This window comes from Nocardioides marinquilinus (assembly GCF_039543705.1).
GTDB lineage: Bacteria > Actinomycetota > Actinomycetes > Propionibacteriales > Nocardioidaceae > Nocardioides > Nocardioides marinquilinus.
Genome location: NZ_BAABKG010000006.1, coordinates 124,168 through 146,445, shown reverse-complemented (window position 1 = coordinate 146,445; position 22,278 = coordinate 124,168). Strand labels below are relative to the sequence as shown.

At 75.0% G+C, this 22,278-nt stretch carries 25 protein-coding genes; 20 read left to right on the top strand and 5 right to left on the bottom strand.

The features are described from left to right. Window positions 1–4 precede the first annotated feature (4 nt). The 7 genes from ABEA04_RS20510 (at window position 5) to ABEA04_RS20480 (ending at window position 6,393) form a co-directional block, all read left to right on the top strand. Entirely contained in the window at window positions 5–733 is a 729-nt protein-coding gene (locus ABEA04_RS20510) for a hypothetical protein (protein ID WP_345463289.1), read from the top strand. Continuing rightward, a complete protein-coding gene (gene thpR, locus ABEA04_RS20505; protein WP_345463286.1) occupies window positions 730–1,302 on the top strand; it encodes an RNA 2',3'-cyclic phosphodiesterase in 573 nt (190 codons plus the stop codon). Before ABEA04_RS20510 ends, thpR begins: the two co-directional genes overlap by 4 nt. 281 nt (window positions 1,303–1,583) lie before the next feature. Then, the gene (locus ABEA04_RS20500) at window positions 1,584–2,753 is read left to right on the top strand and encodes an NAD(P) transhydrogenase subunit alpha (RefSeq protein WP_345463283.1); all 1,170 of its coding nucleotides are present in this window, start codon (window positions 1,584–1,586) and stop codon (window positions 2,751–2,753) included. Then, complete coding sequence (locus ABEA04_RS20495; protein ID WP_345463280.1) at window positions 2,750–3,067, top strand: NAD(P) transhydrogenase subunit alpha part 2; 318 nt, start codon at window positions 2,750–2,752, stop codon at window positions 3,065–3,067. Before ABEA04_RS20500 ends, ABEA04_RS20495 begins: the two co-directional genes overlap by 4 nt. Beyond that, window positions 3,067–4,455: an NAD(P)(+) transhydrogenase (Re/Si-specific) subunit beta gene (locus tag ABEA04_RS20490; RefSeq protein WP_345463277.1), complete on the top strand. Its 1,389-nt coding sequence runs from the start codon at window positions 3,067–3,069 to the stop codon at window positions 4,453–4,455. The genes ABEA04_RS20495 and ABEA04_RS20490 overlap by 1 nt, the downstream gene beginning before the upstream one ends. Window positions 4,456–4,522: 67 nt before the next feature. Next, on the top strand, window positions 4,523–5,116 hold the full coding sequence (locus ABEA04_RS20485; protein ID WP_345463274.1) for an anthranilate synthase component II: 594 nt from the start codon (window positions 4,523–4,525) through the stop codon (window positions 5,114–5,116). Next, window positions 5,113–6,393 (top strand): anthranilate synthase component I family protein, encoded by a 1,281-nt coding sequence (locus ABEA04_RS20480; RefSeq protein WP_345463271.1) that lies wholly within the window; start codon window positions 5,113–5,115, stop codon window positions 6,391–6,393. Before ABEA04_RS20485 ends, ABEA04_RS20480 begins: the two co-directional genes overlap by 4 nt. 16 nt (window positions 6,394–6,409) lie before the next feature. Here ABEA04_RS20480 and ABEA04_RS20475 read toward each other — a convergent pair whose 3' ends face one another. From ABEA04_RS20475 to ABEA04_RS20465, 3 genes are read right to left on the bottom strand one after another with little or no spacing between them, the layout of a single operon-like run. Next, the gene (locus tag ABEA04_RS20475) at window positions 6,410–7,012 is read right to left on the bottom strand and encodes a hypothetical protein (RefSeq protein WP_345463268.1); all 603 of its coding nucleotides are present in this window, start codon (window positions 7,010–7,012) and stop codon (window positions 6,410–6,412) included. After that, window positions 7,005–8,552, bottom strand: a complete 1,548-nt coding sequence (locus tag ABEA04_RS20470) for a sensor histidine kinase (RefSeq protein WP_345463265.1) — start codon at window positions 8,550–8,552, stop codon at window positions 7,005–7,007. Before ABEA04_RS20470 ends, ABEA04_RS20475 begins: the two co-directional genes overlap by 8 nt. A gap of 10 nt (window positions 8,553–8,562) precedes the next feature. Next, on the bottom strand, window positions 8,563–9,261 hold the full coding sequence (locus tag ABEA04_RS20465) for a response regulator transcription factor (protein WP_345463262.1): 699 nt from the start codon (window positions 9,259–9,261) through the stop codon (window positions 8,563–8,565). A gap of 71 nt (window positions 9,262–9,332) precedes the next feature. Here ABEA04_RS20465 and ABEA04_RS20460 point away from each other — a divergent pair, with 71 nt between their 5' ends. Beyond that, window positions 9,333–9,827 carry a hypothetical protein gene (locus tag ABEA04_RS20460; RefSeq protein ID WP_345463259.1) on the top strand — a complete coding sequence of 165 codons (495 nt, stop codon included), beginning with the start codon at window positions 9,333–9,335 and terminating at the stop codon, window positions 9,825–9,827. 310 nt (window positions 9,828–10,137) lie between these two features. Beyond that, entirely contained in the window at window positions 10,138–11,295 is a 1,158-nt protein-coding gene (locus tag ABEA04_RS20455) for a metallophosphoesterase (protein ID WP_345463256.1), read from the top strand. A 171-nt stretch (window positions 11,296–11,466) separates the two neighbouring features. Here the strand turns inward: ABEA04_RS20455 and ABEA04_RS20450 are convergent, their stop codons facing one another. Continuing rightward, complete coding sequence (locus tag ABEA04_RS20450) at window positions 11,467–11,859, bottom strand: TfoX/Sxy family protein (RefSeq protein ID WP_345463254.1); 393 nt, start codon at window positions 11,857–11,859, stop codon at window positions 11,467–11,469. A gap of 70 nt (window positions 11,860–11,929) precedes the next feature. Between ABEA04_RS20450 and sp36 the strand changes: the two genes are divergently transcribed. From sp36 to ABEA04_RS20430, 4 genes are read left to right on the top strand one after another with little or no spacing between them, the layout of a single operon-like run. Beyond that, window positions 11,930–12,094, top strand: coding sequence for a Sp36 family protein (sp36, locus tag ABEA04_RS20445; protein ID WP_345463252.1), 165 nt, complete (start codon window positions 11,930–11,932; stop codon window positions 12,092–12,094). Continuing rightward, a complete protein-coding gene (locus tag ABEA04_RS20440; RefSeq protein WP_345463250.1) occupies window positions 12,094–12,552 on the top strand; it encodes a RidA family protein in 459 nt (152 codons plus the stop codon). Before sp36 ends, ABEA04_RS20440 begins: the two co-directional genes overlap by 1 nt. Further along, entirely contained in the window at window positions 12,549–13,427 is an 879-nt protein-coding gene (locus ABEA04_RS20435; RefSeq protein ID WP_345463247.1) for an NUDIX hydrolase, read from the top strand. Before ABEA04_RS20440 ends, ABEA04_RS20435 begins: the two co-directional genes overlap by 4 nt. Further along, a complete protein-coding gene (locus tag ABEA04_RS20430; protein ID WP_345463243.1) occupies window positions 13,424–14,227 on the top strand; it encodes an MBL fold metallo-hydrolase in 804 nt (267 codons plus the stop codon). Before ABEA04_RS20435 ends, ABEA04_RS20430 begins: the two co-directional genes overlap by 4 nt. Before the next feature lie 151 nt (window positions 14,228–14,378). Here ABEA04_RS20430 and ABEA04_RS20425 read toward each other — a convergent pair whose 3' ends face one another. Next, window positions 14,379–15,056 carry a Crp/Fnr family transcriptional regulator gene (locus ABEA04_RS20425; protein ID WP_345463240.1) on the bottom strand — a complete coding sequence of 226 codons (678 nt, stop codon included), beginning with the start codon at window positions 15,054–15,056 and terminating at the stop codon, window positions 14,379–14,381. Between the two features lie 133 nt (window positions 15,057–15,189). Here ABEA04_RS20425 and nth point away from each other — a divergent pair, with 133 nt between their 5' ends. The 7 genes from nth to ABEA04_RS20390 all read left to right on the top strand — a co-directional run bounded on the left by nth (window position 15,190) and on the right by ABEA04_RS20390 (window position 22,173). After that, a complete protein-coding gene (gene nth / locus ABEA04_RS20420) occupies window positions 15,190–15,894 on the top strand; it encodes an endonuclease III (protein WP_345463237.1) in 705 nt (234 codons plus the stop codon). Next, on the top strand, window positions 15,891–16,481 hold the full coding sequence (locus ABEA04_RS20415; protein WP_345463234.1) for a TlpA family protein disulfide reductase: 591 nt from the start codon (window positions 15,891–15,893) through the stop codon (window positions 16,479–16,481). Before nth ends, ABEA04_RS20415 begins: the two co-directional genes overlap by 4 nt. Further along, window positions 16,478–17,218: an NUDIX hydrolase gene (locus ABEA04_RS20410; protein ID WP_345463231.1), complete on the top strand. Its 741-nt coding sequence runs from the start codon at window positions 16,478–16,480 to the stop codon at window positions 17,216–17,218. Before ABEA04_RS20415 ends, ABEA04_RS20410 begins: the two co-directional genes overlap by 4 nt. Further along, on the top strand, window positions 17,215–18,414 hold the full coding sequence (locus ABEA04_RS20405; protein WP_345463228.1) for a MarP family serine protease: 1,200 nt from the start codon (window positions 17,215–17,217) through the stop codon (window positions 18,412–18,414). Before ABEA04_RS20410 ends, ABEA04_RS20405 begins: the two co-directional genes overlap by 4 nt. A gap of 257 nt (window positions 18,415–18,671) precedes the next feature. Further along, a complete protein-coding gene (locus ABEA04_RS20400; protein WP_345463225.1) occupies window positions 18,672–19,169 on the top strand; it encodes a hypothetical protein in 498 nt (165 codons plus the stop codon). Beyond that, the gene (locus tag ABEA04_RS20395; protein ID WP_345463222.1) at window positions 19,166–20,647 is read left to right on the top strand and encodes a hypothetical protein; all 1,482 of its coding nucleotides are present in this window, start codon (window positions 19,166–19,168) and stop codon (window positions 20,645–20,647) included. Before ABEA04_RS20400 ends, ABEA04_RS20395 begins: the two co-directional genes overlap by 4 nt. Further along, window positions 20,644–22,173, top strand: coding sequence for a hypothetical protein (locus tag ABEA04_RS20390; RefSeq protein ID WP_345463219.1), 1,530 nt, complete (start codon window positions 20,644–20,646; stop codon window positions 22,171–22,173). The genes ABEA04_RS20395 and ABEA04_RS20390 overlap by 4 nt, the downstream gene beginning before the upstream one ends. Window positions 22,174–22,278 lie beyond the last annotated feature (105 nt).

The window sequence follows — 22,278 nt, the reverse complement described above, 5'->3', positions numbered from 1 at the left end:
GCAGGTGGCAGAACCCGACGTCCGTCCCCTCACGCCGGCCGACCTCGACTGGGTCGCCGACCTGGCCGGCGCCCGTCGCGCCGCGCTCGTCGAGCACGCGCCGCGCTTCTGGAGGCCCGCGGCCGACGCCGCGGCCCGTCACCGCGCGTTCCTGGGCCACCTGATCGCCGACGACGCCACGGTCGGTCTGCGCACCGACCGCGGGTTCGTGCTCGCCGTCCCCGGACGCCGTCGCGCGGTCGTCGACGACTGGGCCGTGGCCGACCCCGCCGCCTGGGCGGTGGACGGCGTCGCCCTGCTGACCGCGCTGCGCGAGGCACTGCCCGGCGAGGCCTGGGTGCGGGTGGTGGGTGCCGCCGCCGAGACCGAGCGGCTCGCGGCCGCGGCCGTCGTCGGGCTCGAGCCCGCCGAGGTGTGGTGGCACCGCGACCTGCCGCCGACGCGGGTGCTCGGCGAGCCGGGCGCCATCGGCCTGAGCACGCCCGGCACCACCGGCCGGCTGGTGCCCGCGCCGCCCGTCTACGACCCCGGCGGCCCGGTGCTGCTGGTCACCGCCACCGACTCGGCCGAGGCGCTGGCCGCCGTCGAGACCGAGGCGGCCCGCCGCGGCGCGACCGTCTCGGTGGTCAGCCAGCGGCCCGACGACCTCGGCACCGAGCTGCTGCTCGTCGGCGCGGGCTACACGCGCACCTCGGTGTTCCTCGAGCCGCCCGCCGGGCCCGCTCCGGCGTGAGGACGTTCGCGGCGCTGCTGCCGCCCGACGACGTCGCCGACGACCTCGACGCCTTCCTCGACCCGCGCCGCGCCCACGCCCCGTTCCGGTGGACGGCGCCCGAGCAGGTGCACCTGACGCTCGCCTTCATGCCCGCGGTGCCCGACCGCGCCCTCGACGAGCTGGTCGACGCGCTCGCCCGCACCGCCGCCCGGCGTCCGGCCTTCGAGGCGCGCATCGCCGGCGGCGGCGCGTTCCCCGACCCGGCGTCGGCGCGGGTGCTGTTCGCCGGCCTCGAGACCGACGACGCCGGCCGCGACACGCTCGACCGGCTCGCCCGCGGCGCCCGCGACGCCGCCGCCCACGCCGGCGTCGAGGTCGACGGCCAGCGCTTCCGCCCCCACCTCACCGTCGCCCGCCTCGGCCGGCCCGCCGAGGTCTCGAACTGGGTGCGCCTGCTCGACGCCTACCGCGGACCCGTCTGGCGCGTCGACCGCCTCGCGCTCGTCGCCTCCCACCTCGGCGAGGGCCCCCGCCGCCGTCCGCGCTACAAGGTCGTCGCCGAGCTGCCGCTGGGCGCCGACGGCTGACCGGATGGCGCCCGCCCGGCGACCGCACGATCCGTTCGATCGAACGGTTCAGGGAGCGGATCGGCGGTTGGTGGCGCCCAAGTCGTTCGATTGAACGGTTCGGGCGGCGAGTCAGGCCCGAGGGGCCCAGATCGTTCGATCGAACGGATCGGGCGGCGCACCAGGCCCGAGGACCGCCCAGATCCTTCGATCGAACGGACCACGGCGCCACACGACCCACCCCGAACCGCCCGCGCCTCGCCTGGCCCACGCCGGCCGCGAGTGCGGCTAGGTTCGCGTGCGTGAGGATCGCAGTGGCCCGGGAGACCCGCGACGGCGAGACCCGGGTGGCGATGGTGCCCGAGCTGGTCGGCCGGCTCACCGCGCTGGGCTACGAGGTCGTCGTCGAGCCGGACGCCGGGCGCGGCGCGCTGCACACCGACGACGACTACGTCGCGGCGGGCGCGACGGTCGACCCGGCCGCGCTCGACGACGCCGACCTCGTCGTCTCGGTGCAGCCGCTCGCGACGCACGCCGCCCGCCGGCTGCGGCGCGGCACCACCACGGTCAGCTTCCTGCCGGTCGGCGGGCCGAGCGCCGAGCTCGGGCTCGTCGCCGACCTGCGCGACCTCGGCGTCACCAGCCTCGCGATGGAGCTCGTGCCGCGCATCAGCCGCGCCCAGTCGATGGACGCGCTCTCGTCGCAGTCGCTGGTCTCGGGCTACCGCTGCGCGATCGTCGCGGCCGGCCTGCTGCGCCGCTTCCTCCCGCTGAACATGACCGCCGCCGGCACCGTGCAGCCCGCGGACGTCGTCGTCCTCGGCGCTGGCGTCGCCGGCCTGCAGGCCATCGCCACCACCAAGCGGCTCGGCGCCGTCGTCCGCGCCTACGACGTGCGGGCCGCGGCGGCGGAGGAGATCCGGTCGATGGGCGCCAAGGCCATCGAGCTCGACCTCGAGACCCTCGAGGGCGCCGGCGGCTACGCCCGCGAGATGACCGAGGAGCGGGCCGCCCGCCAGCGCGAGCTGCTCACGCCCTACATCGCGGCCGCCGACGCGCTCATCACCACCGCCGCCGTGCCCGGCCGGCAGGCGCCGGTGCTGGTCACGGCCGCGATGGTCGAGCAGATGCGGCCCGGGTCGGTCGTCGTCGACCTCGCCGCCGACAGCGGCGGCAACGTCGAGGGCTCGGTGCCCGGCGAGGTCGTGCGCATCGGCAACGCGCAGGTGTGGGGCGGCCGCAACGTGCCCGCCCAGATGCCGGGGCCGGCGTCCAGGCTCTACGCCCAGAACGTCGTCAACCTCGTCGCGCTGCTGACCCGCGCCACCGATGACGGCAGGGACGGCGGGGACGGCGGCCACACGCTCGACCCCGACTTCGACGACGAGATCGTCGCCGGCGCCTGCGTCACTCACGACGGCGTCGTCCGCCACGAACCCACCCGCCTCGCCCTGGAGGGCAGCGCTCCATGAGCAACGACGTCACCTGGCTGACCTACTTCGTGCTCAGCGTCTTCGTGGGCATCGAGGTGATCTCGAAGGTCTCCTCGACGCTGCACACGCCGCTGATGTCGGGCGCGAACGCCATCCACGGGATCATCCTGCTCGGCGCGGTGATCGTGGCCGGCCAGGCCGACGGGTTCGCCCTGGCGATCGCGCTGCTGGCCGTCGTGCTCGCCGCGGTCAACATGGTGGGCGGGTTCGTGGTCACCGACCGGATGCTGCAGATGTTCACCCGCAAGCCCCTTCGACGGGCTCAGGGTCCGTCGGGGCGGGGTGAGGCCTGATGCCGACCTGGGCCGAGGTCGTCTTCCTGCTCTGCGGCATCGGCTTCATCCTCGCCCTCAAGGGCCTCTCCGGGCCGCGGACGGCGCGCGTCGGCAACCTGATCGGCGCCGGGGCGGCCGTCGTCGCCGTGGCGCTGCCGTTCTTCTACGCCGACCTCGACCACGTGCTGCTCATCCTGGTCGCCATCGCGGTCGGGACGGCGGTCGGCCTGGTCGGCGCGCAGCGCGTGCAGATGACGCAGATGCCGCAGATGGTGGCGCTGTTCAACGGCGTGGGTGGCGGCGCCGCCGCGCTCGTGGCCCTGCTCGAGCTGCGCGAGTTCGCCCACCTCGCCGACGTCGGGGTCGACGTCCAGGCGGCCTACCTGGTGGCCACCGCGTTCACGATCCTGGTCGGCGCGGTGTCGTTCTCGGGCTCGGTCGTCACCTTCGCCAAGCTGCAGGAGCTGATGACCTCCCGGCCGGTGGTCTTCCCCGGGCTGCCGGTCGCCTTCGGCGCCGCGTTCCTGGCGGCCCTGGTGCTCAGCGGCCTGCTGGTCGCCGAGCCGGTCATGTGGGCCGGGGTGCTGGTGGGCGTGCTCGGCCTCGCGCTCGGCGTCCTGCTGGTGCTGCCGGTCGGCGGCGCCGACGTGCCGATCGTGATCTCGCTGCTCAACGCCTTCACCGGCCTCACCGTCGCCGCCGGCGGCTACGTGCTGCAGAACACCGTGCTGCTGATCGCCGGCACGCTGGTCGGCGCCTCGGGCACCTTCCTCACCCTGCTCATGGCCGGCGCGATGGGCCGCTCGGTGGCCAACATCCTGTTCGGGGCGCTCAAGGGCGGCTCGACGCTCGGCGCCGGCGAGGCCTCCGACCGGCCGGTGCGCAGCGCCGGGCCCGACGACGTCGCCATCCTGCTCGGCTACGCCGAGAAGGTGATCATCGTGCCGGGCTACGGCCTCGCGGTCGCCCAGGCGCAGCACACCCTGCGCGAGCTGGTCGAGCTGCTCGTCGAGCGCGGCACCACCGTCGACTACGCCATCCACCCCGTCGCCGGCCGCATGCCCGGCCACATGAACGTGCTGCTCGCCGAGGCCCAGGTGCCCTACGAGCAGCTCAAGGAGATGGACGAGATCAACGGCGAGTTCAAGCAGACCGACGTCGTCCTCGTCGTCGGCGCGAACGACGTCGTCAACCCCGCCGCCCGCACCACGCCGAGCGCCCCGATCTACGGCATGCCGATCCTGGACGTCGACGCCGCCCGGCAGGTCGTCTTCCTCAAGCGCTCGATGCGGCCCGGCTTCGCCGGCATCGAGAACGACCTGCTCTTCGAGCCCACCACGACGCTGCTGTTCGGCGACGCCAAGGACTCGCTCGGCAAGCTGCTCGCCGCCCTCAAGGCGTTGTAGCCGCACGGCGGGGACGACCCGCTCGGACGTCATCCCGCCCGGCCCGCCGGTCGGTAGCGTGAGGTACGTGCCCGGTCCCAACGTCGTGGTGGTCGACCACCACGACTCCTACACGTGGAGCCTGGTGCACCTCGTGGCGGCGGTGACCGGGCGGTTGCCGGACGTCGTCCAGCACGACGAGGTGAGCGCGGCCGAAGTGCTCGCGCACAGCCACGTCGTGCTCTCGCCCGGGCCGGGGCACCCGGCCGACCCGGCCGACTTCGCCGTGGGGGCCGACGTGCTGCGCGCCGGCACCCGCCCGGTGCTCGGGGTGTGCCTGGGCATGCAGGGGCTGGTGACGACGTGGGGCGGCCGGGTCGAGCGGCGGCCCCCCGCGCACGGCGTCGTCTCGCGCGTGGAGCACGACGGGCGCGGCGTCTTCGCCGGTCTGCCGCAGGGCTTCGAGGTGGTGCGCTACCACTCGCTTGCGGCGGTCGAGGTGCCCGACGTCCTCGAGGTCTCGGCGCGCTCCGAGGACGGCGTCGTCATGGGGGTGCGGCACCGCTCGCTGCCGCAGGAGGGCGTGCAGTTCCACCCCGAGTCGGTGCTCTCGACCCACGGCGCGCAGCTGGTGGCGTCGTTCCTCGAGCGGTCCCCGGCGCCCGCTACGGCCGCCCGGTGACCGACCCCGCGCACGTCGTGCGCGAGGTGGTCGCCCGGCACCCGCGCTGCTTCTGGCTCGACGGCGGCGGCGCGCGGGAGTGGTCCGGACGTCGCTCGATCGTCGGCTGGCTCGACGACAACGACGTCTCGCTCAGCTACTCCGCCGCGCGCCGCGAGGTGGTGCGCCACGTCGGCGGTCGCGCCGAGGTGGTGGGCGACGACGTCTTCGACGTGCTCGGTGCCGAGCTGGACGCCGACCGCGCGTCGGGCGGGCGTGGCCAGTGGTTCGGCTACCTCGGCTACGCCGCCCGCCCCGACCTGCCCGCCGCCCCCGACCCGTGGCTGCCCGACGCGGTGTGGCTGCGGCCCTCGCACGTGCGGCGCTTCGACCACCCGCCCGGCCCGGCGGCGTCCGACCCGGGTCGTGTGCCCGCCGCCGGCGCCACGACCGGTGGGGGGCACACGACCCCGCCTCCGGCCGACTACGCCGCGGCCTTCGCCACGGTGCAGGAGCACCTGCACGCCGGCGACACCTACGAGGCCAACCTGACCTACCGCCTCGACCGCCCCGGCCCGCCCGACCCGCTCGCGGTCTACCTGCGGCTGCGGGCGCTGAGCCCCGCGCCGTACGCCGGGTTCCTGCAGCACGACGTGGACGGCGCCCGCGCCTGGCTGCTCAGCAGCAGCCCGGAGCGCTTCGCGCTCGTCGACCACGACGGCGCCGGCCGCGTCGTCGAGACCAAGCCGATCAAGGGCACCACGCCGCGCGGCGCCACCGCGGCCGACGACGAGGAGCAGCGCCACCGGCTCGCCACCGACCCGCGCTACCGCGCCGAGAACCTGATGATCGTCGACCTGCTGCGCCACGACCTCGCGCATGTCTGCGAGGTCGGCAGCGTCGAGGTGCCGGCGCTGATGGCCGTGGAGTCGTACGCCGGCGTCCACCAGCTCGTCTCGACCGTGCGCGGCCGGCTGCGCGACGACGTCGCCACCCTCGCCGCGCTGCGGGTGCTGTTCCCGGCCGGGTCGATGACCGGCGCCCCCAAGCTGCGCACCATGCAGGTGGTCGAGGCCGTCGAGGCGACGCCGCGCGGCGCCTACGCGGGGGCGTTCGGCTGGGTGGCCGCCGACGGGCGCGCCGACCTCGGGGTCGTCATCCGCTCGCTCCTCACGCGCGGGGACGGCGTCTACCGGCTCGGCACCGGCGGCGGCATCACCGTGCACTCCGACCTCGACGGCGAGTGGGCCGAGACGCGGCTCAAGACCGACCGGCTGCTGCGGGCGCTGGCCGGGTGAGGAGCCCCGGGGAGCCTCAGTCGCTGCCCACGCCGTCGCCGTCCCCGCTGCTCTCGCCCGACAGGCCGGAGTCGGCGCCGTGCGCGGCGAGGTCCTTCAGCAGGGCCAGGACGCCGCGGCGCACCGTCTCGCGGTCGAACGGCTTGGCGTCGGTGACGTTCACGACCTGCACCAGGTCGCCGTTCTGCACGAACCCGGTGATCGCGAGGTCGCCCTCGTCGTCGACGTCGGTGACGATCGAGGCGTCGTCCGCCCGCGGGACGTCGACCGGCTCGACCTCGGTCTGCGCGTCCTCCGCGAGGTCGCCGAAGCTGTCGAAGAGGTCGTCGAGCGTGCCGGGGAAGAGCTGGTAGTTGACGTCGACCGCGGGGTCGCCCTCGTCGTCGGGGGTGAAGGTGCAGCGCGGCGCGGCGGGGGTGCCCACGGCGGCGGTGTAGGCGGTGTCGAAGAGCCGGTCGACGCCGGGGACGTCGAGGCCGTCGCACGGGTTCCAGAGCGCCGGGGGCGCGTCGGGCAGGTCGGGCGGCTGGCCCAGCGGCGGCTCGTCGCCACCGGCGCAGCCGCCCAGGCCGAGCGCGAGCACGGCCGCGCCGGCCGGCGCGAGCCACGCCCTACGCACTGGGCCTCCCCGGCAGGCGCAGCACGAGGCGGGCCCCGCCGGTGGGGGCGTCGGTGGCGATCACGCTCCCATGATGCCTCTGGGCCACCTGCCGCACGATCGAGAGGCCGAGTCCGGAGCCCGGCATCGACCGCGACTCCTCGGCGCGCCAAAACCGGTCGAAGACCCGCTCGCGGTCGGGCGCGGCGATGCCGGGGCCCTGGTCGTCGACGGTGAGGACGCCGACTGCCGTCCCGTCGGCCCGCGCGGGGTCGGGCTCGACGGCGAGCCGCACGGTGACCAGGCCGCCGGCCGGGCTCCACTTGACGGCGTTGTCGAGCAGGTTGGTCACCGCGCGCTCCAGCGCCGGCGCCTCGCCGATGACCAGCCACGGCACCGTGGTGACGTCGAGGGTGCGGTCGGCCGCGCGGCGGCGCACCCGCGAGACGGCCGCGTCGACCACCTCGCCGAGGTCGACCTCGCCGACCACCGGGGCCAGCGGCTCGTCGCGGGCCAGCTCGGTGAGGTCGCCGATGAGCGTGGTGAGCTCGTCGATCTGGCCCCGGATGTCGCTCAGCAGCTCGGCGCGCATCTGCGGGTCCATGTCCTGCTCGGCGGCGTCGACCTGGGTGAGCAGGTCGACGTTCGTGCGCAACGAGGTCAGCGGCGTCCGCAGCTCGTGCCCGGCGTCGGTGACGAGGCGGCGCTGGCGGTCGCGCGAGGCCGAGAGCGCCGCGAGCATGTCATTGAACGCCGTGGCCAGGCGGGCGATCTCGTCGTCCCCCTCGACCGGCAGCGCGTCGAGCTTCTCGGTGACGGCGATCTGCTCGACCTGGCTGGTGAGGCGGCGCACCGGGCGCAGTCCGTTGCGGGCCACCGCCCACCCGGCGATGCCGGCGCCGAGCACGCCGAGGCCACCGAAGATCAGCGAGGCCGCGCCGAGGCGGCTGAGCACCCGCTCCTGGTTCTCGAGCGACTGCGCGATGACGATGGCGCGGCCTGGCGTGGGGGTCGGCACCGCCACCACGCGGTAGCGCTCGCCCCCGAACGCGACGGTGCGCACGCTCTCGGAGCGCGCGCCCGCGGCCACCGCGAACTCCGGCGCGCCGACCACCGGGATCGGCTCGTAGCCGTCGTAGGCGATGGCAGCGTTGCGTCCCTCGAGGTCGTTGAGGGCGAGGAACAGCCGGATGTCGGCGGCGCCGAGGTAGGCGGCGGGCACCTCGAGCCGCGCACCGAGGGCGCCCCCGGCGGCGGTCTTCTTGGCGCGGGTGATGAGGGAGTCGTCGAGGGTGCTCTGCAGCTGCGCACGGGCGGTCACATAGACGCCGATCGAGAGCACCGTGACCGCGAGGCCGACCGCGATGGTGGTCAGCAGCAGCACCCGGGTGGCCAGCGAGCGGCGGAAGTGCCAGCGCTGGTCGGGCGGCGGCAGCACCCGCAGCCGGCGCGGCTCGGCCGCGGGGTCGCCGTCCCCCGAGGAGCCGGAGGGTCCGGGCGGGCCGGGCTGCCCCGGCGGCGGGGGCGGCCCGGGTGGCGGCGGCAGCACGGGAGCGCTCATCGCCGCCGGGTCACGACTCCTTGAGCACGTAGCCGACGCCGCGCACGGTGTGCAGCAGGCGCGGCTCGCCCTCGGCCTCGGTCTTGCGGCGCAGGTAGCCGACGTAGACCTCGAGCGAGTTCGCGGTGGTCGGGAAGTCGTAGCCCCAGACCTCCTCGAGGATGAACGAGCGGTCGAGCACGCGCCGCGGCCGGCGCAGGAACAGCTCGAGCAGGGTGAACTCGGTGCGCGTCAGGTCGATGGCGCGGTGGCCGCGGACCACCTCGCGGGTGGCGACGTTCATCGTGAGGTCGGAGAAGGCCAGCACCTCCTCGACGTCGTCCTCGGACGGCGTCACGCGCCGCAGCAGCGCCCGCAGCCGCGCCAGCAGCTCGGGCAGGGCGAACGGCTTGGTGAGGTAGTCGTCGGCGCCGGCGTCGAGGCCGTCGACGCGGTCGCCGACGGCGTCGCGGGCGGTGAGCACGATGATCGGCAGGTCGTGGCCGGCGGCGCGCAGCGCGCGGGTGGTCTCGAGGCCGTCGAGGCGCGGCATCATCACGTCCATCACCACGACGTCGGGACCGACGCCGCCGATGCCGGCGAGCGCCTCGGCGCCGTCGGCGGCGAGGTGGACGTCGTAGCCGTTGAACTCGAGCGAGCGGCGCAGCGACTCGCGCACCGCGCGGTCGTCGTCGACCACGAGGACGCGGGGCTTGGGCGCGGCGGACACGCCGACACTGTGCCACGCAGCCCTGAGCCGGGGCTGAGACGACGCCCGGCGGCAGGCTCTAGCATCGCGTCGTGGCCGACGCGCACCTCGACCGCCGCGTGTGGGCGGCCGTCCCGCTCGTGCTCGTGGCGCTCGTCGTGGTGCTGGTGCTCGTGCTCGGCGGCGGCGCGGACGACGGCGGCGGCGGTGGCGGCGGCGGCGCTGCCCCCGGTGACGCCGCGCCCGACGCGTCGGGGTCGCCCTCGCCGACCGCGACGACGACGACTAGCACGGCCCCCACCTCGCCCGACCAGTTCTGCATCGCCTTCCGGGCCTTCGCCGAGGCCAGCAACAACCTCGTCGCCACCCCCACCGACCCCGCCGCGCAGGACACGCTGCGCGAGGCCGGCCGCACCCTCCTCGACCTCCCCACCCCCCTCGGCCTGTCGGCCGGCGGCGAGGTGAGCCTCGAGCAGCTGGTCGCCGGCTCCCTCGCCGGCATCGGCGAGGACGTCGAGCTCGACCCCGGCGTCGAGCCCGACCAGAAGGCCCTCGACTCCTACCTCGCCACCACCTGCCCCGCCTGAGTCGGCGCCGGCGGGGTGGAGCGCGCTCCCGACGCTGGTCGAGGCGCGAGGAGCCCCGGCAGAGCCTCGAGACCACCGGCCCGGCGCGCGGGCGTTCGCACGGGGGTGGGGGGAGTGATCCACGTCGCCGCGGCCGGGTGCACAACCGCGGCGACGTGGGCCCAAGGAGCACCAGCGGTCTAAAGTCGATCGCTGCTACTGAGATAGAAGGCTATGGGGTCGCGGGCCGTCGTGGCGAACCCCGGGTGAACGGTTTCGCCGAGTCGGGTGCGAGGGACCGCCTCTCACACCGCCTGGCACAGTGGAGCGGGTGGAGGGCGTGCTCCGCGCGCTCGCGCTGCTGGTGGGCCTGGCCGTGGTGGCCGGCTACCTGGCCTTCCTCTACCGCCGCCTCGTCGTGGCGCCCGACGCGCCGCGCGTCGTCCGGCGGGTGGTGCTCGGCGTGCTGGCCGTGGGCGGTGTCGTGTTCGTGGCGGCCGCCGCCCTGCTGCGCAACGGCGACCCCGACCCGGTGCGTCCGCTGCTGTGGCTCGGCATGACCGAGATCGCGCTCGCGCTCTACCTCACCCTCGGTCTGCTGCTGCTCGGGCTGGTCGTGCTGCCGCTGAGCCTGGCCCGGCGCTCCGGCACCCGGCTGCGCGTGCTGCGCGTCGGCACCCCGGCCGTGGTGGCGCTCAGCCTGGCGGTCACCGGCTACGGCCTCGTCGAGGCCGCCCGCCCCGGCGTCGTGGAGCACGAGGTCAGCAGCCCGCGCCTGCCGGCGCCGTTCGACGGCGTCCGCGTGGTGCTGCTGACCGACCTGCACGTCGGTCCGCTCCACGACGCGTCGTGGGCGCGGCGGGCGGTCGGGATGGTCGAGGCGCAGCGGCCCGACCTCGTCGTCCTCGGCGGCGACCTCGTCGACGGCTCGGTCGAGGAGGTGGGCGACTACCTCGCCCCGCTCGCCGACCTCGACGCCCCGCTCGGCGTCGTGTTCGTCACCGGCAACCACGAGCTCATGGGCGGCGAGGCGGAGGCGCTGGAGTGGGTCGACGAGTTCGAGCGGCTCGGCGTCGACGTGCTGCGCAACGAGTCGGTCGCGCTGACCCGCGACGGCGCCACGATCGCGCTCGCCGGGGTCGACGACCCCACCGGCACCGGCGCGCTCGCCCCCGACCCGGACGCCGCGCTGGCCGGCGTCCCGGACGACGCCTTCACGATCTGGGTGAGCCACCAGCCGCGGCAGGGGCCGCCCGGCGGCCGCGCCGACCTGCAGCTCTCGGGGCACACCCACGGCGGCCAGCTGTGGCCGGTGCAGCTGCTCGTGCCGCTGTTCGACCCCACGGTCGCCGGACGCGACGACCGCGACGGCGTCACGGTGATCACCAGCCGCGGCTTCGGGACGTCGGGTCCGCCGGTGCGCGTGCTGGCGCCGCCGGCGATCGACGTGGTCACGCTGCGCCGCGACCCGGAGGGCGAAAACGACTGAGGCCCCACCGGCCGGGGAGCACAGGTGGAGCCTCAGACGACCTCGGTGCGAACGACCGGGATCGGGAGCGACGGGTCCGGGCTGCGTGAGCCGGGTGCTGCTCTTGCCTGAAACCTAGACGGGTTGTCGAACAATCCCTCCCACCCTCATGAGTGACACGAGGGGTGAGACTCACCCCTGTGGTGGCAGGGCCAGCGCGACGTCGACCCCGCGCGCCACCCACGCCGCCAGCGCGTCGTCGTCGGCCAGCGCCGGCTCGGCGACCCGTACCCAGGCCCGCAGCTCGCGGCCGTTCATCACCATCGGCTCGACGTGCTCGGCCTCGGCGAGCCGGGCGGCGTCGTCCTCGGGCACCCGCACCATCAGCCCGCCCTGGCCGCTCACGCACACGGTCATGTGGCCGGCGACCATGAACGCGAGCCCGCCGAACATGCGGCGCTGGTCGAGCGTCGCGGCACCGCCGCCGTCCGAGCCCTCGTCGCCTTCGTCGCCGTCCGTCCGGGCGTCGACGAGCCGGGCGACGGCGGCCGAGACCCGCTCGGCGAGCTCGGGGTCGACGGCCACGCGGCCAGTGTGGCCCGGCCCGACCGCCGGCGCCAGACCCCGCGCCGCGCCCGCGAGTAGGGTGCCGAGCATGCAGACGTGGGAGTACCAGGTGGCGCCGATCCCGCTCCACAACGAGGCGCTGATGCTGAACAACTTCGGCCAGGACGGGTGGGAGCTGGTCGCCATCCACACCAACGCTCAGGGCGGTCTCGTGGCCTTCCTGAAGCGGCCGGGCGCGGAGAAGTCGGCCTGATGGCCACCCCCGAGGAGCGCCTGGCCGCACTCGGCCTCGAGGTGCCCGAGGTGGCGGCGCCGGTCGCGGCCTACGTGCCCGCGGTGCGCTCGGGCCAGCACGTCTTCACCTCCGGCCAGCTGCCGATGCGCTCGGGCGAGCTGATCGTCACCGGCAAGGTCGGCGGCGAGGTCTCGGCCGAGGAGGCCTTCATGTGCGCGCAGCAGTGCGCGCTCAACGCGATGGCCGCGGTGCGCGCCGAGCTGGGCGACCTCGCCCAGGTCAAGCGCGTGGTGAAGGTCGTCGTCTTCGTCGCCTCCACCCCCGACTTCACCGGGCAGCCGGGCGTGGCCAACGGCGCCTCCGAGCTGCTCGCCCAGGCCTTCGGCGACGCCGGCGTGCACGCGCGCTCGGCGGTCGGCGTCCCCTCGCTGCCGCTCGACTCGCCCGTCGAGGTCGAGATCCTGGTCGAGGTGTGAGGGTCCCGCTGCCCCCGGTGGCGCTGCCCGACGAGCTGGTCGGGCTGGCCCGCGAGTTCGACGACGGCGCCCGTGAGCCCGCCGAGCCGCGCGACGCGGCCACGGTGGTGCTGATGCGGCCCGGCGCCGAGGGGGACGGCGGACCCGACGTCTACTACCTGCGGCGGCAGACCTCGATGGCCTTCGCCGCCGGGATGGCGGTCTTCCCCGGTGGCGGGGTCGACCGGCGCGACTTCGACCGCGAGGTCGCCTGGGCCGGCCCCGACGCCGAGGCCTGGGCCGCGCGGCTGGGCTGCGACGAGCCCGAGCTGGCCCGGGCGCTGGTGTGCGCCGCCGTCCGCGAGACCTTCGAGGAGTCGGGCGTGCTGCTGGCCGGGCCCTCGGCCGACGAGGTGGTGGCCGACACCACCGGTGACGCTTGGGAGGCCGACCGGGTCGCCCTGGAGTCGCGCGAGCTGTCGCTCACCGACTTCCTCGCCCGCCGCGGGCTGGTGCTGCGCACCGACCTGCTGGGCGTGTGGGACGCCTGGCTGACGCCGGTCTTCGAGCCCCGCCGCTACCGCACCTGGTTCTTCGTGGCCGCCCTGCCGGCCGGGCAGCGCACCCGCGACGTCTCGAGCGAGTCGTCGTCGGTGGCCTGGCTCTCCGCGGGCGCGGCCGCCGAGCAGGCCGAGTCGGGCGAGCTGGCGATGATGCCGCCGACCGTCCTCACCTCGCTCGAGCTGGCGCACTTCGGCACGCCCGAGGCGGTCATGGCCGAGGCGGCCGGTCGCACGGCGACGATGTTCTGCCCCTCGCTCGAGCCGCTGGACGACGGCTTCACCCTCTCGCTGCCCGACCGGCTCCGGCCGCTGGTGGCCGGACGGCGCTCGTGAGCGACGCCTGGGCCGGGGGCGACTTCGGCGAGCGCGGGCGCTGCCTGCTGGCCCCCAACCCCGGCCCGATGACCCTCGACGGCACCAACACCTGGCTGCTGCGCGAGCCGGGCGCCGCGCGCTCGGTGGTGGTCGACCCCGGGCCGGTCGAGGGCGGTCACCTCGACCGCGTCGACGCCGAGGCGGGCGAGGTCGCCGTCGTCCTGCTCACGCACCACCACCTCGACCACTCCGAGGTCGCCCGCGAGCTCGCCGAGCGCAAGGGCTGCGCGGTGCGGGCCCTCGACCCGGCCTGGTGCCACGGCGCCGACCCGCTGCGCGACGGCGAGGAGATCGAGGTCGACGGCCTCGTGCTGCGCGTGGTCGCCACCCCCGGCCACACCGCCGACTCGGTGTCGTTCGTGGTGCCCGCCGAGCGGGCGCTGCTCTCCGGCGACATGGTGCTCGGCCGCGGCACCACGGTCGTCGCCCACCCCGACGGCCGGCTCGGCCCCTACCTCGCCTCGATCGAGCGCATGCGCGCCCTCGCCGACGACGAGGTCGACGTCGTGTGGCCGGCCCACGGCCCGGTGCTGCCCGACGCCGCCGCCGTCCTCGACCACTACGCCACCCACCGCCGCCAGCGCCTCGACCAGGTGCGCGCCGCCCTCGCCGACCTTGACGCCGACCCCGCCACCGGCGACGACACCCTGCCCCGCCGCGTCGTCGAGGTCGTCTACGCCGACGTCGACCCGGGTCTGTGGGACTACGCCGAGTGGTCGGTCCGCGCCCAGCTGGACTACCTCGCCGAGCAGGCCTGACCCCCGCACCCGTCGCCTCTGGGCGTCATACGAGGTGGCGGCGCGGGCGGCCGGTGTGTATGACGCCCGGCCCGTCCGGCGGGGCGTCATACGAGGTGGCGGCGCGGGCGATCGGTGCGTATGACGCCCCGGCCGCGCGGGGGAGGAGACGTCAGCGGGCGCGGCGGGCCAGGCGCTCGACGTCCATGATCACGACGGAGCGGGGCTCGAGGCGCACCCAGCCGCGGGAGGCGAAGTCGGCGAGCGCCTTGTTGACCGTCTCGCGGGAGGCGCCGACCAGCTGGGCGAGCTCTTCCTGGGTGAGGTCGTGGTTGACGTGGACGCCGTCGTCGGCGGTGCGGCCGAAGCGGTCGGAGAGGTCGAGCAGGGCCTTGGCGACGCGGCCGGGCACGTCGGAGAAGACGAGGTCGGCGACGACGTCGTTGGCCTTGCGCAGCCGACCGGCCAGCTGGGTGAGCAGGCCGCGGGCGACGGCGGGGCGGCCCTCGAGCCAGCGCAGCAGGTCCTCGTGGGACAGCGAGAGGAAGGTCGTGTCGGTGACGGCGGTGACGGTGGCCGAGCGCGGGCCGGGGTCGAAGAGCGACAGCTCGCCGAACATCTGGCCGGGGCCCTGCACGGCGAGCAGGTTCTCGCGACCGTCGGTGGAGGTGCGGCCGAGCTTCACCTTGCCCTCCATGATCACGTAGAGCTTGTCGCCGGCGTCGCCCTCGCGGAAGAGCACCTCGCCGCGGCGCAGGCGGGTCTCGCTCATCGACTCGCGCAGGGCGGTGGCCGCCTCGTCGTCCATCCCGCTGAACAGCGGGGCCTGGCGGAGCACGTCGTTGTCCATCGGTCCTCCTGGTCGGCCCGGGCGGGGCACGAGCACTCGGTGCGAGCACTCACCGAGGTGATCCTATCGAGCCTGGCGGGTCGGGAGCGACAACCCGCTGAGACGGTCGGTGCCGCGCCGTACGCTGTGGGCCGTGCGCGCGGACGAGACCCACACCGGCCTGGTGCGGCGCGCCCGCAAGATCGACCGGGTGCTGGCGCAGACCTACCCCGACGCCCACATCGAGCTCGACTTCGACGACCCGTTCCAGCTGCTGTGCGTCACGGTGCTCAGCGCGCAGACCACCGACCGCCGGGTCAACGCCGTCCGGCCCACGCTGTTCGCCGCCTACCCGGACGCCGCCGCCATGGCCGCCGCCGACCGCACCGTGCTCGAGGGCATCGTCGGTCCGCTCGGCTTCTTCCGCGCCAAGACCGACGCGCTGCTCAAGCTGAGCGCCGCGATCGTCGAGCGGTTCGACGGCGAGGTGCCGGGCCGGCTCGACGACCTCGTCACCCTGCCCGGCGTGGGCCGCAAGACGGCCAACGTGGTGCTCGGCAACGGCTTCGACGTCCCCGGCATCACCGTCGACACGCACTTCGGGCGCCTGGCACGCCGCCTCGGGTTCACCGACGAGACCGACCCGGTCAAGGTCGAGCACGCCGTCGGCGCGCTGTTCCCCAAGCGCGACTGGACGATGCTGAGCCACCACCTGATCTGGCACGGCCGGCGCTGCTGCCACGCCAAGAAGCCCGCCTGCGGTGCCTGCCCGGTCGCGCGCTGGTGCCCCGCGTTCGGCGAGGGCCCCACCGACCCCGAGACGGCCACGGCGCTGCTCAAGACCCAGGGGCCGGCGTGAGGCGCGGGCTGCTCGCGGCCGCCGCGCTGGCGCTGATCGTCGCCACGGGCTGCTCGCCCGACGCCGGGGGCGGCCAGACGCCCGCCGACATCGACGTCGCCGTCGACACCCCGCAGCTGCGCGAGATGAAGGCCGCCGCCGGCATCGAGACCTGCGAGCCCGGCCCCGGCGGCGGCGAGCTGCCCGACCTCACGCTGCCCTGCCTCGGCGGCGGCCCGGACGTCGCGCTCGACGACCTCAAGGGCCCGCTGCTCATCAACATCTGGGCCACCAGCTGCGGCCCGTGTCGCCAGGAGATGCCGCTCCTGCAGCAGTTCCACGAGCAGAACGCCGGTGAGATCGGCGTCCTCGGCATCGACATCGACACCGCGCCCGACAGCGCGATCTCCTTCGCCGACGCCGTGGGCGCCACCTACCCGCACGTCGCCGACCCCGGCGGCTTCATCTGGGAGCAGCCGTCGCTCGGCATCCGCCCTGGCCTGCCCCAGACGCTGCTGGTCGACGCCAACGGCAAGGTCGTGGCCATGAAGGCGGGGGAGTTCACCTCCCTCGGCGAGCTCGACGCGTTCGCCGAGGGAGTGCTGTGAGCGCCGAGCCGCAGCCGGCCGGCCTCCACCCCGGCCTGCCCGACTGGCTCCGTCCCGTCGAGGACGCCGCCCGCTCGATCACCGTGCACGACCTGACCCGCTTCATGGTCCCGGACGACGCCGACGACGTCCGCCGCTCGGCCGTGCTGATGCTCTTCGGCGAGGGCCCCGCCGGGCCCGACTTGCTGCTCACCGAGCGCAGCCACACGATGCGCTCGCACCCGGGCCAGGTCTCCTTCCCGGGCGGCAGCATCGACCCCGGCGAGACGCCGCAGCAGACCGCGCTGCGCGAGGCCGAGGAGGAGACCGGCCTCGTGCCCGCCGGCGTCGAGGTCTTCGCCGAGCTGCCCGAGCTCTGGCTGCCGCCGAGCAACTACGCCGTCGTCCCGGTGCTCGGGTGGTGGCGCGAGCCGAGCCCGGTCTCGGTGCGCTCGCCCGAGGAGGTGCACGCGGTCTACCGGGTGCCGCTGGCCGAGCTGCGCGACCCGGTCCACCGCATCACCGTCATCGGTCCGCGGGGCTGGCGCTCGCCGGGCTTCCTGATCGGCGACGACCACGACGTCATCCTGTGGGGCTTCACCGGCGGCATCGTGGCGCGGCTGTTCGAGTACCTCGGCTGGATCGACGACCTGCCCGACGCGCCCGAGCGCGAGCTGCCCGCCTACATGCTGGGCGGCCGCCCGCCGCGCAACCTCGACGTCCTGCCCAACACCGAGTTCGAGGAGCGGCGCCGATGAACCTGCTCGACGTCCTGTTGCTGCTGCTGGTGGTCGCCTACGCGCTCTCGGGCTACTGGCAGGGCTTCGTCACCGGCGCCTTCGCCGTGATCGGGCTGCTGCTGGGTGGCATCCTCGGCATCTGGCTGGCGCCGGTCATCCTCGGCGACCGCGAGCCGTCGATCGCGGTCTCGCTCGGTGCGCTGTTCATCGTCATCCTCTGCGCCTCGCTCGGGCAGGCGCTGCTGCAGTTCCTCGGCTCGCGCATCCGCGACAAGATCACCTGGCAGCCCGCCCGCGTGGTCGACGCCGCCGGCGGCGCGGTGCTCAGCGCGGTCGCCGTCCTGCTGGTGGCGTGGGCGCTCGGCGTCGCCGTCGCCGGCGCCAAGATCGGCTCGCTGACGCCGCTCGTGCGCGAGTCGTCGGTGCTGCGCACGGTCAACGACGTGCTGCCCACCTCGGCGGCGAGCGTGCTCAACGCCTTCAACCGGGTCGTCGGCACCTCGTTCTTCCCCGAGTACCTCTACCCCTTCGCCCCCGAGCGCATCGTCGAGGTCGGCCCCGGTGCGCGGCGGCTGCTCACCGACCCCGACATCGCCGACGCCGAGGCCAGCGTCCTGAAGGTCACCGGCAACAACGACTGCGGTCGCGGCGTCGAGGGCACCGGCTTCGTCTACGCCGACGACCGGCTGATGACCAACGCCCACGTCGTGGCCGGCGTCGACGAGCCCGTCGTCGAGATCGGCGACCAGACCGTCGAGGCCACCGTCGTCTACTACAACCCCGACCTCGACGTCGCGGTGCTCGCCCTCGACGACCGCGGGCGGCCCGCGCTGCGCTTCGTCGACTCCGACGAGGAGTCCGAGCGGTTCGTCACCGACGCGAAGGACGGCGTCGCCATCCTCGGCTACCCGCAGGACGGGCCCTACGACGTCCAGCGCGCCCGGGTCCGCTCCGAGGAGAACCTGCGCTCGCCCGACATCTACGGCGACGGCGCGGTGCAGCGCGAGGTCTACTCGCTGCGCGGCCTGGTGCGGCCCGGCAACTCCGGCGGCCCGATCGTCACCACCCAGGGCCGGGTGGCGGGCGTGGTCTTCGCCGCCTCGGTCACCGACGACGACACCGGCTACGCCCTCACCTGGGACCAGGTCGCGGACGCCGCCGCCGAGGGCCGCGACGCCACCACCGAGGTCTCCACGCAGGACTGCGCGAGCTGACAGGCCCGGCGACGGAGGAGCCGGGCCGTCGTCAGCGCAGGTCGAGCAAGCCCCGCGGGTGCCCTTCGACAGGCTCAGGAACCGTGGAGCCCCCCGCGACGGGCGGGTCGAGACCACGCAACGTCCACGGGAACGCAACCGGTCAGGCGCGCACACGATCACGGCCCGAGGCCCACCCCCACCTACACTGACCGCGCCCTGCCCCGACCTGCCCCCGACCTGCCCCCGACCCGCCCCCGACCTGCGAGGCCGCCCACGTGACCCGACTGCTGCCGAGCCGCCCGCGCGGCCGGGCGATCGCGGTGGCCGTGGTGGTCGGGGTCGCGCTGGTGCTGGTCAGCCCGCTGTTCGGGCGGGCGGCGGTGACCGGCATGTACCGCCCGGTGCTGCCGGGCGACGGTCTCACCAGCGGCTGCTACCCGCTGCCCGGCGGCGCCCAGCTCGACTTCCCCTACGTGCTGCGCAGCGACAGCGACGTCCTCGACGCCCACGGCCTGCACCGCCGCGTGGTGCTGCACTACGACCGCGTCGACGGCGCCGAGGCGGTCGCGCGGGCCGAGGCGGCCTTCGAGGCGGCGGGGGTGGCCGATCGGGTCGGGGTGAGCGCCCGCGACTTCGACGTCCCCGACGACTACGTCATCCGGGGCGAGATGGTGCTCGACCTGCCGCTCACCGGCCGCGAGAGCGACGACCCCGACTGCGAGAACCTGTTCGTCACCAAGCGTTTCACGCCCGATCTGCCGGACCGCTCGTGACGACGTCCGCCCCGCCGCGCACGGAGCGGGCGCGGCGCTGGTGGGACGACCTCGAGCGCCCCGAGCGGGTGCTGGTCGGCCTCGGCGTCGCGGTCCTGGCGCTGCGCGGGCTGGTCTACCTCGGCACGGCCGACGGCATCCTGATCGGCGACGAGTACTACTACCTCGACGCCGGCCGCGCGTTCTCGAACGTGGTGCGCGACCTGGTCACGCTCCGGGGCCCCGACCTCGGCGAGCTGGACGCCGCCGTGGTGGGCAGCGGCTGGTTCATGCCGGGGATGTCGGTGGTGCTGGCCCCGCTGTACCTCGTGGCCCCGGGTGCGCCGGTGCCGGTGGTGCGCGCCTTCGCGATGATCGTCTCCACGCTGCTGCTGCTGGCCACGGTGCTCAAGGTGCGGCGCACCTTCGGCAACGCGCCCGCCGGCGCGCTGCTCGTCTTCCCGGGCCTGGTGCCCACCTACGCCGCGTTCGGGGCCGCGACCTGGGGCGACTCCGCGGCCGGACTGGTGGCGGTGCTGATGCTCTGCCACGCGGTCACGATGCTGCGCGAGGTGCGCGAGCACCGCACCATCTCGTGGCGCGCCGGGCTGCTGCTCGGCCTCTACGCCATCGTGGCGGTCTACCTGCGCTCGAGCGTGGCGGTCTTCGTGGTCGGCGTCCTCGGGGTCACCTTCGTGACCTCGCTGCTGCTCGCCGCCCGCGCCGAGCGCATCAAGGTGGTGCTCGGCTACGTCGTCGCCGGCGTCGTCTTCGTGGGCCTGCTCGCGCCCTGGAGCCTGGCCGCCTCGCTCGTGCTCGACGCGCCCGTGCTGACCACCGTCTCGGTGCCCACCGTGCGCGCCAACACCTTCGGCGACCCCGACGCGGTGTGCCTCGGCGAGTGCGACCTCGGCAGCAACATCTGGTTCTCGCCGCTGCGCTACTCCCGCGAGCACGCGCGCGCCACCGGGCTGAGCGAGGTCGAGATCGCCGACGAGATGTCGGCCTACGCCCGGCGCGACGTCACGGCGACGTCCTACGCCCGCGACGTCGTCGACAACACGATGCGCTACTTCAGCGAGCCCGCACGGTTCGCGACGCTGCTGCGCTGGTCGCACGCGCCCTACGACATCGTCCCGCTGGCCGAGGTCGGCACGAACGCGCTGTTCTACCCCTCGGTGCTGGTGCTGGTCGGGGTGCTGGCGGCGGTGGCGCGCCGCGGCTTCGACCAGCAGCTGCAGCTGGTGCTGCTCAAGGTCGGGGTGCTCACGCTGCTCGTGCAGCCGTTCGTCCACATCGCCGGCCCGCGCTACTGGACGACGATGGCGCCCATGCTCGGCCTCGGCGCGGCGCTGCTGTGGCAGCTGTGGCGCGACCGCGCGGACGACGTCCCGCGCTCCACCGGGTGGGTGGCCCGCTGGCTGACCCTCGCCCAGGTGGTCCTGACCGCCGTGGCCGCCGGTGCGGTGGTCGTGATCGGGACACTGGCCCTGCTGTGAGCACGACCGAGCGGACGACGCCGTCCACCCCGCAGGGACGCCCGGGCCGCCCGGGCCCGGCCGGCCGGGTGCGCGCGTGGTGGGACGACCTCGGCCGTCCCGAGCGGGTGCTGGTCCTGCTGTTCGGGGCGACGCTGGTGATGCGGCTGTTCGTCTACGGCGGCATCGCGGGCGGCATCCTCATCGGCGACGAGGCCTACTACCTCGACTCCGGCCGGGCGCTGTCGAACGCGCTGCGCGACCTCGCCGGCCTCGGCGCGCCCGACACCGCCGAGCTCGACCGCATCGTGGTCGGCAGCGGGTGGTTCATGCCGGGCATGTCGGTGGTGCTGACGCCGCTGTTCCTGGTGGCGCCGCAGGCCCCGGTGGCGCTGGTGCGCGCCTACCTGTCGGTCTTCTCGGCGCTGCTGCTGCTGCTCACCGCGCTGCGGGTGCGCCGCACCTTCGGCAACGGGCCGGCCGGCGCGCTGCTGGTCTTCCCGGGCCTGGTGCCCACCTACGCCGCCTTCGGCGCGGCCGCCTGGGGCGACACGTCGGCCGGGCTGGTCGTCGTCCTCATGGTGTGCCAGGCCGTCGACATGCTGCGCACGGTGCGCGAGCGCGGCAGCGTCTCGTGGCGCGCCGGGGTGGGGCTCGGGCTCTACGCCATCGTGGCCGTCTACTTCCGCTCGAGCGTCAGCCTGCTGGTGGTCGGCATGCTCGGGCTGACCTTCGTCGTCTCGCTGGTGCTCGCGGCGCGGGCCGAGCGGCGGCGGGTCGTGGTCGCCTACGTCGCGGCCGGGGTGGCCTTCCTCGCGGTGCTCGCGCCGTGGTCGGTCGGGGCCTCGACCGCCCTCGACGCCCGCGTGGTCACCACCGTCTCGGTGCCCACGGTGCGCGCCAACACCTTCGGCGACAGCGACCTGGTCTGCTTCGGCGAGTGCGACCCCGGCAGCAGCATCTGGTTCTCGCCGCTGCGCTACTCCCGCGAGCAGGCGCACGCCACCGGGCTGAGCGAGGTCGACATCGCCGACGAGATGTCGGCCTACGCCCGCCAGGGCGTGACGCCGACGTCCTACGCCCGCGACGTCATCGGCAACACCGGCCGCTACCTCGGCAACCCGTCGCGGTTCTCGGTGCTGCTGAAGTGGAGCGAGGCGCCCTACGACACCGTGCTGGTCTCCCAGGTGCTCACGTGGGGCATGTTCTACCCGATGGTGCTGGTGATGCTGGCGCTGCTCGGGGCGGTCACGCGCCGCGGCTTCGACCACCAGCTGCAGCTGATCCTGCTCAAGGTCGGCGTCATGGGCCTGCTCGCCCAGCCGTTCGTCCACATGGGCGGCCCGCGCTACTGGACGACGATGGCCCCGCTGCTCGGCATCGGGCTGGCCGTGCTGTGGGGCATCCGGCGCGACCGGCGCTCCGGCGCGGCGCAGTGGGACGGCGACGGCCACCCCCTGCTCGCCCGGTTCCTGTACGGCGTCCAGTGGGCGCTGACGCTGGTCGCCGCGGCCGTCGTGCTCGGCGTCGGCCTGGTTGCGCTCTGACCCGCCCGCCCGCCGCCCCGCAGGCGTCCGGCCGCGGGCCCTTCTCAGCCGGTCCCTGACGTTCTCGGCCGGTGCAACGGCCGAGAACGTCAGGAGTCACCGGAT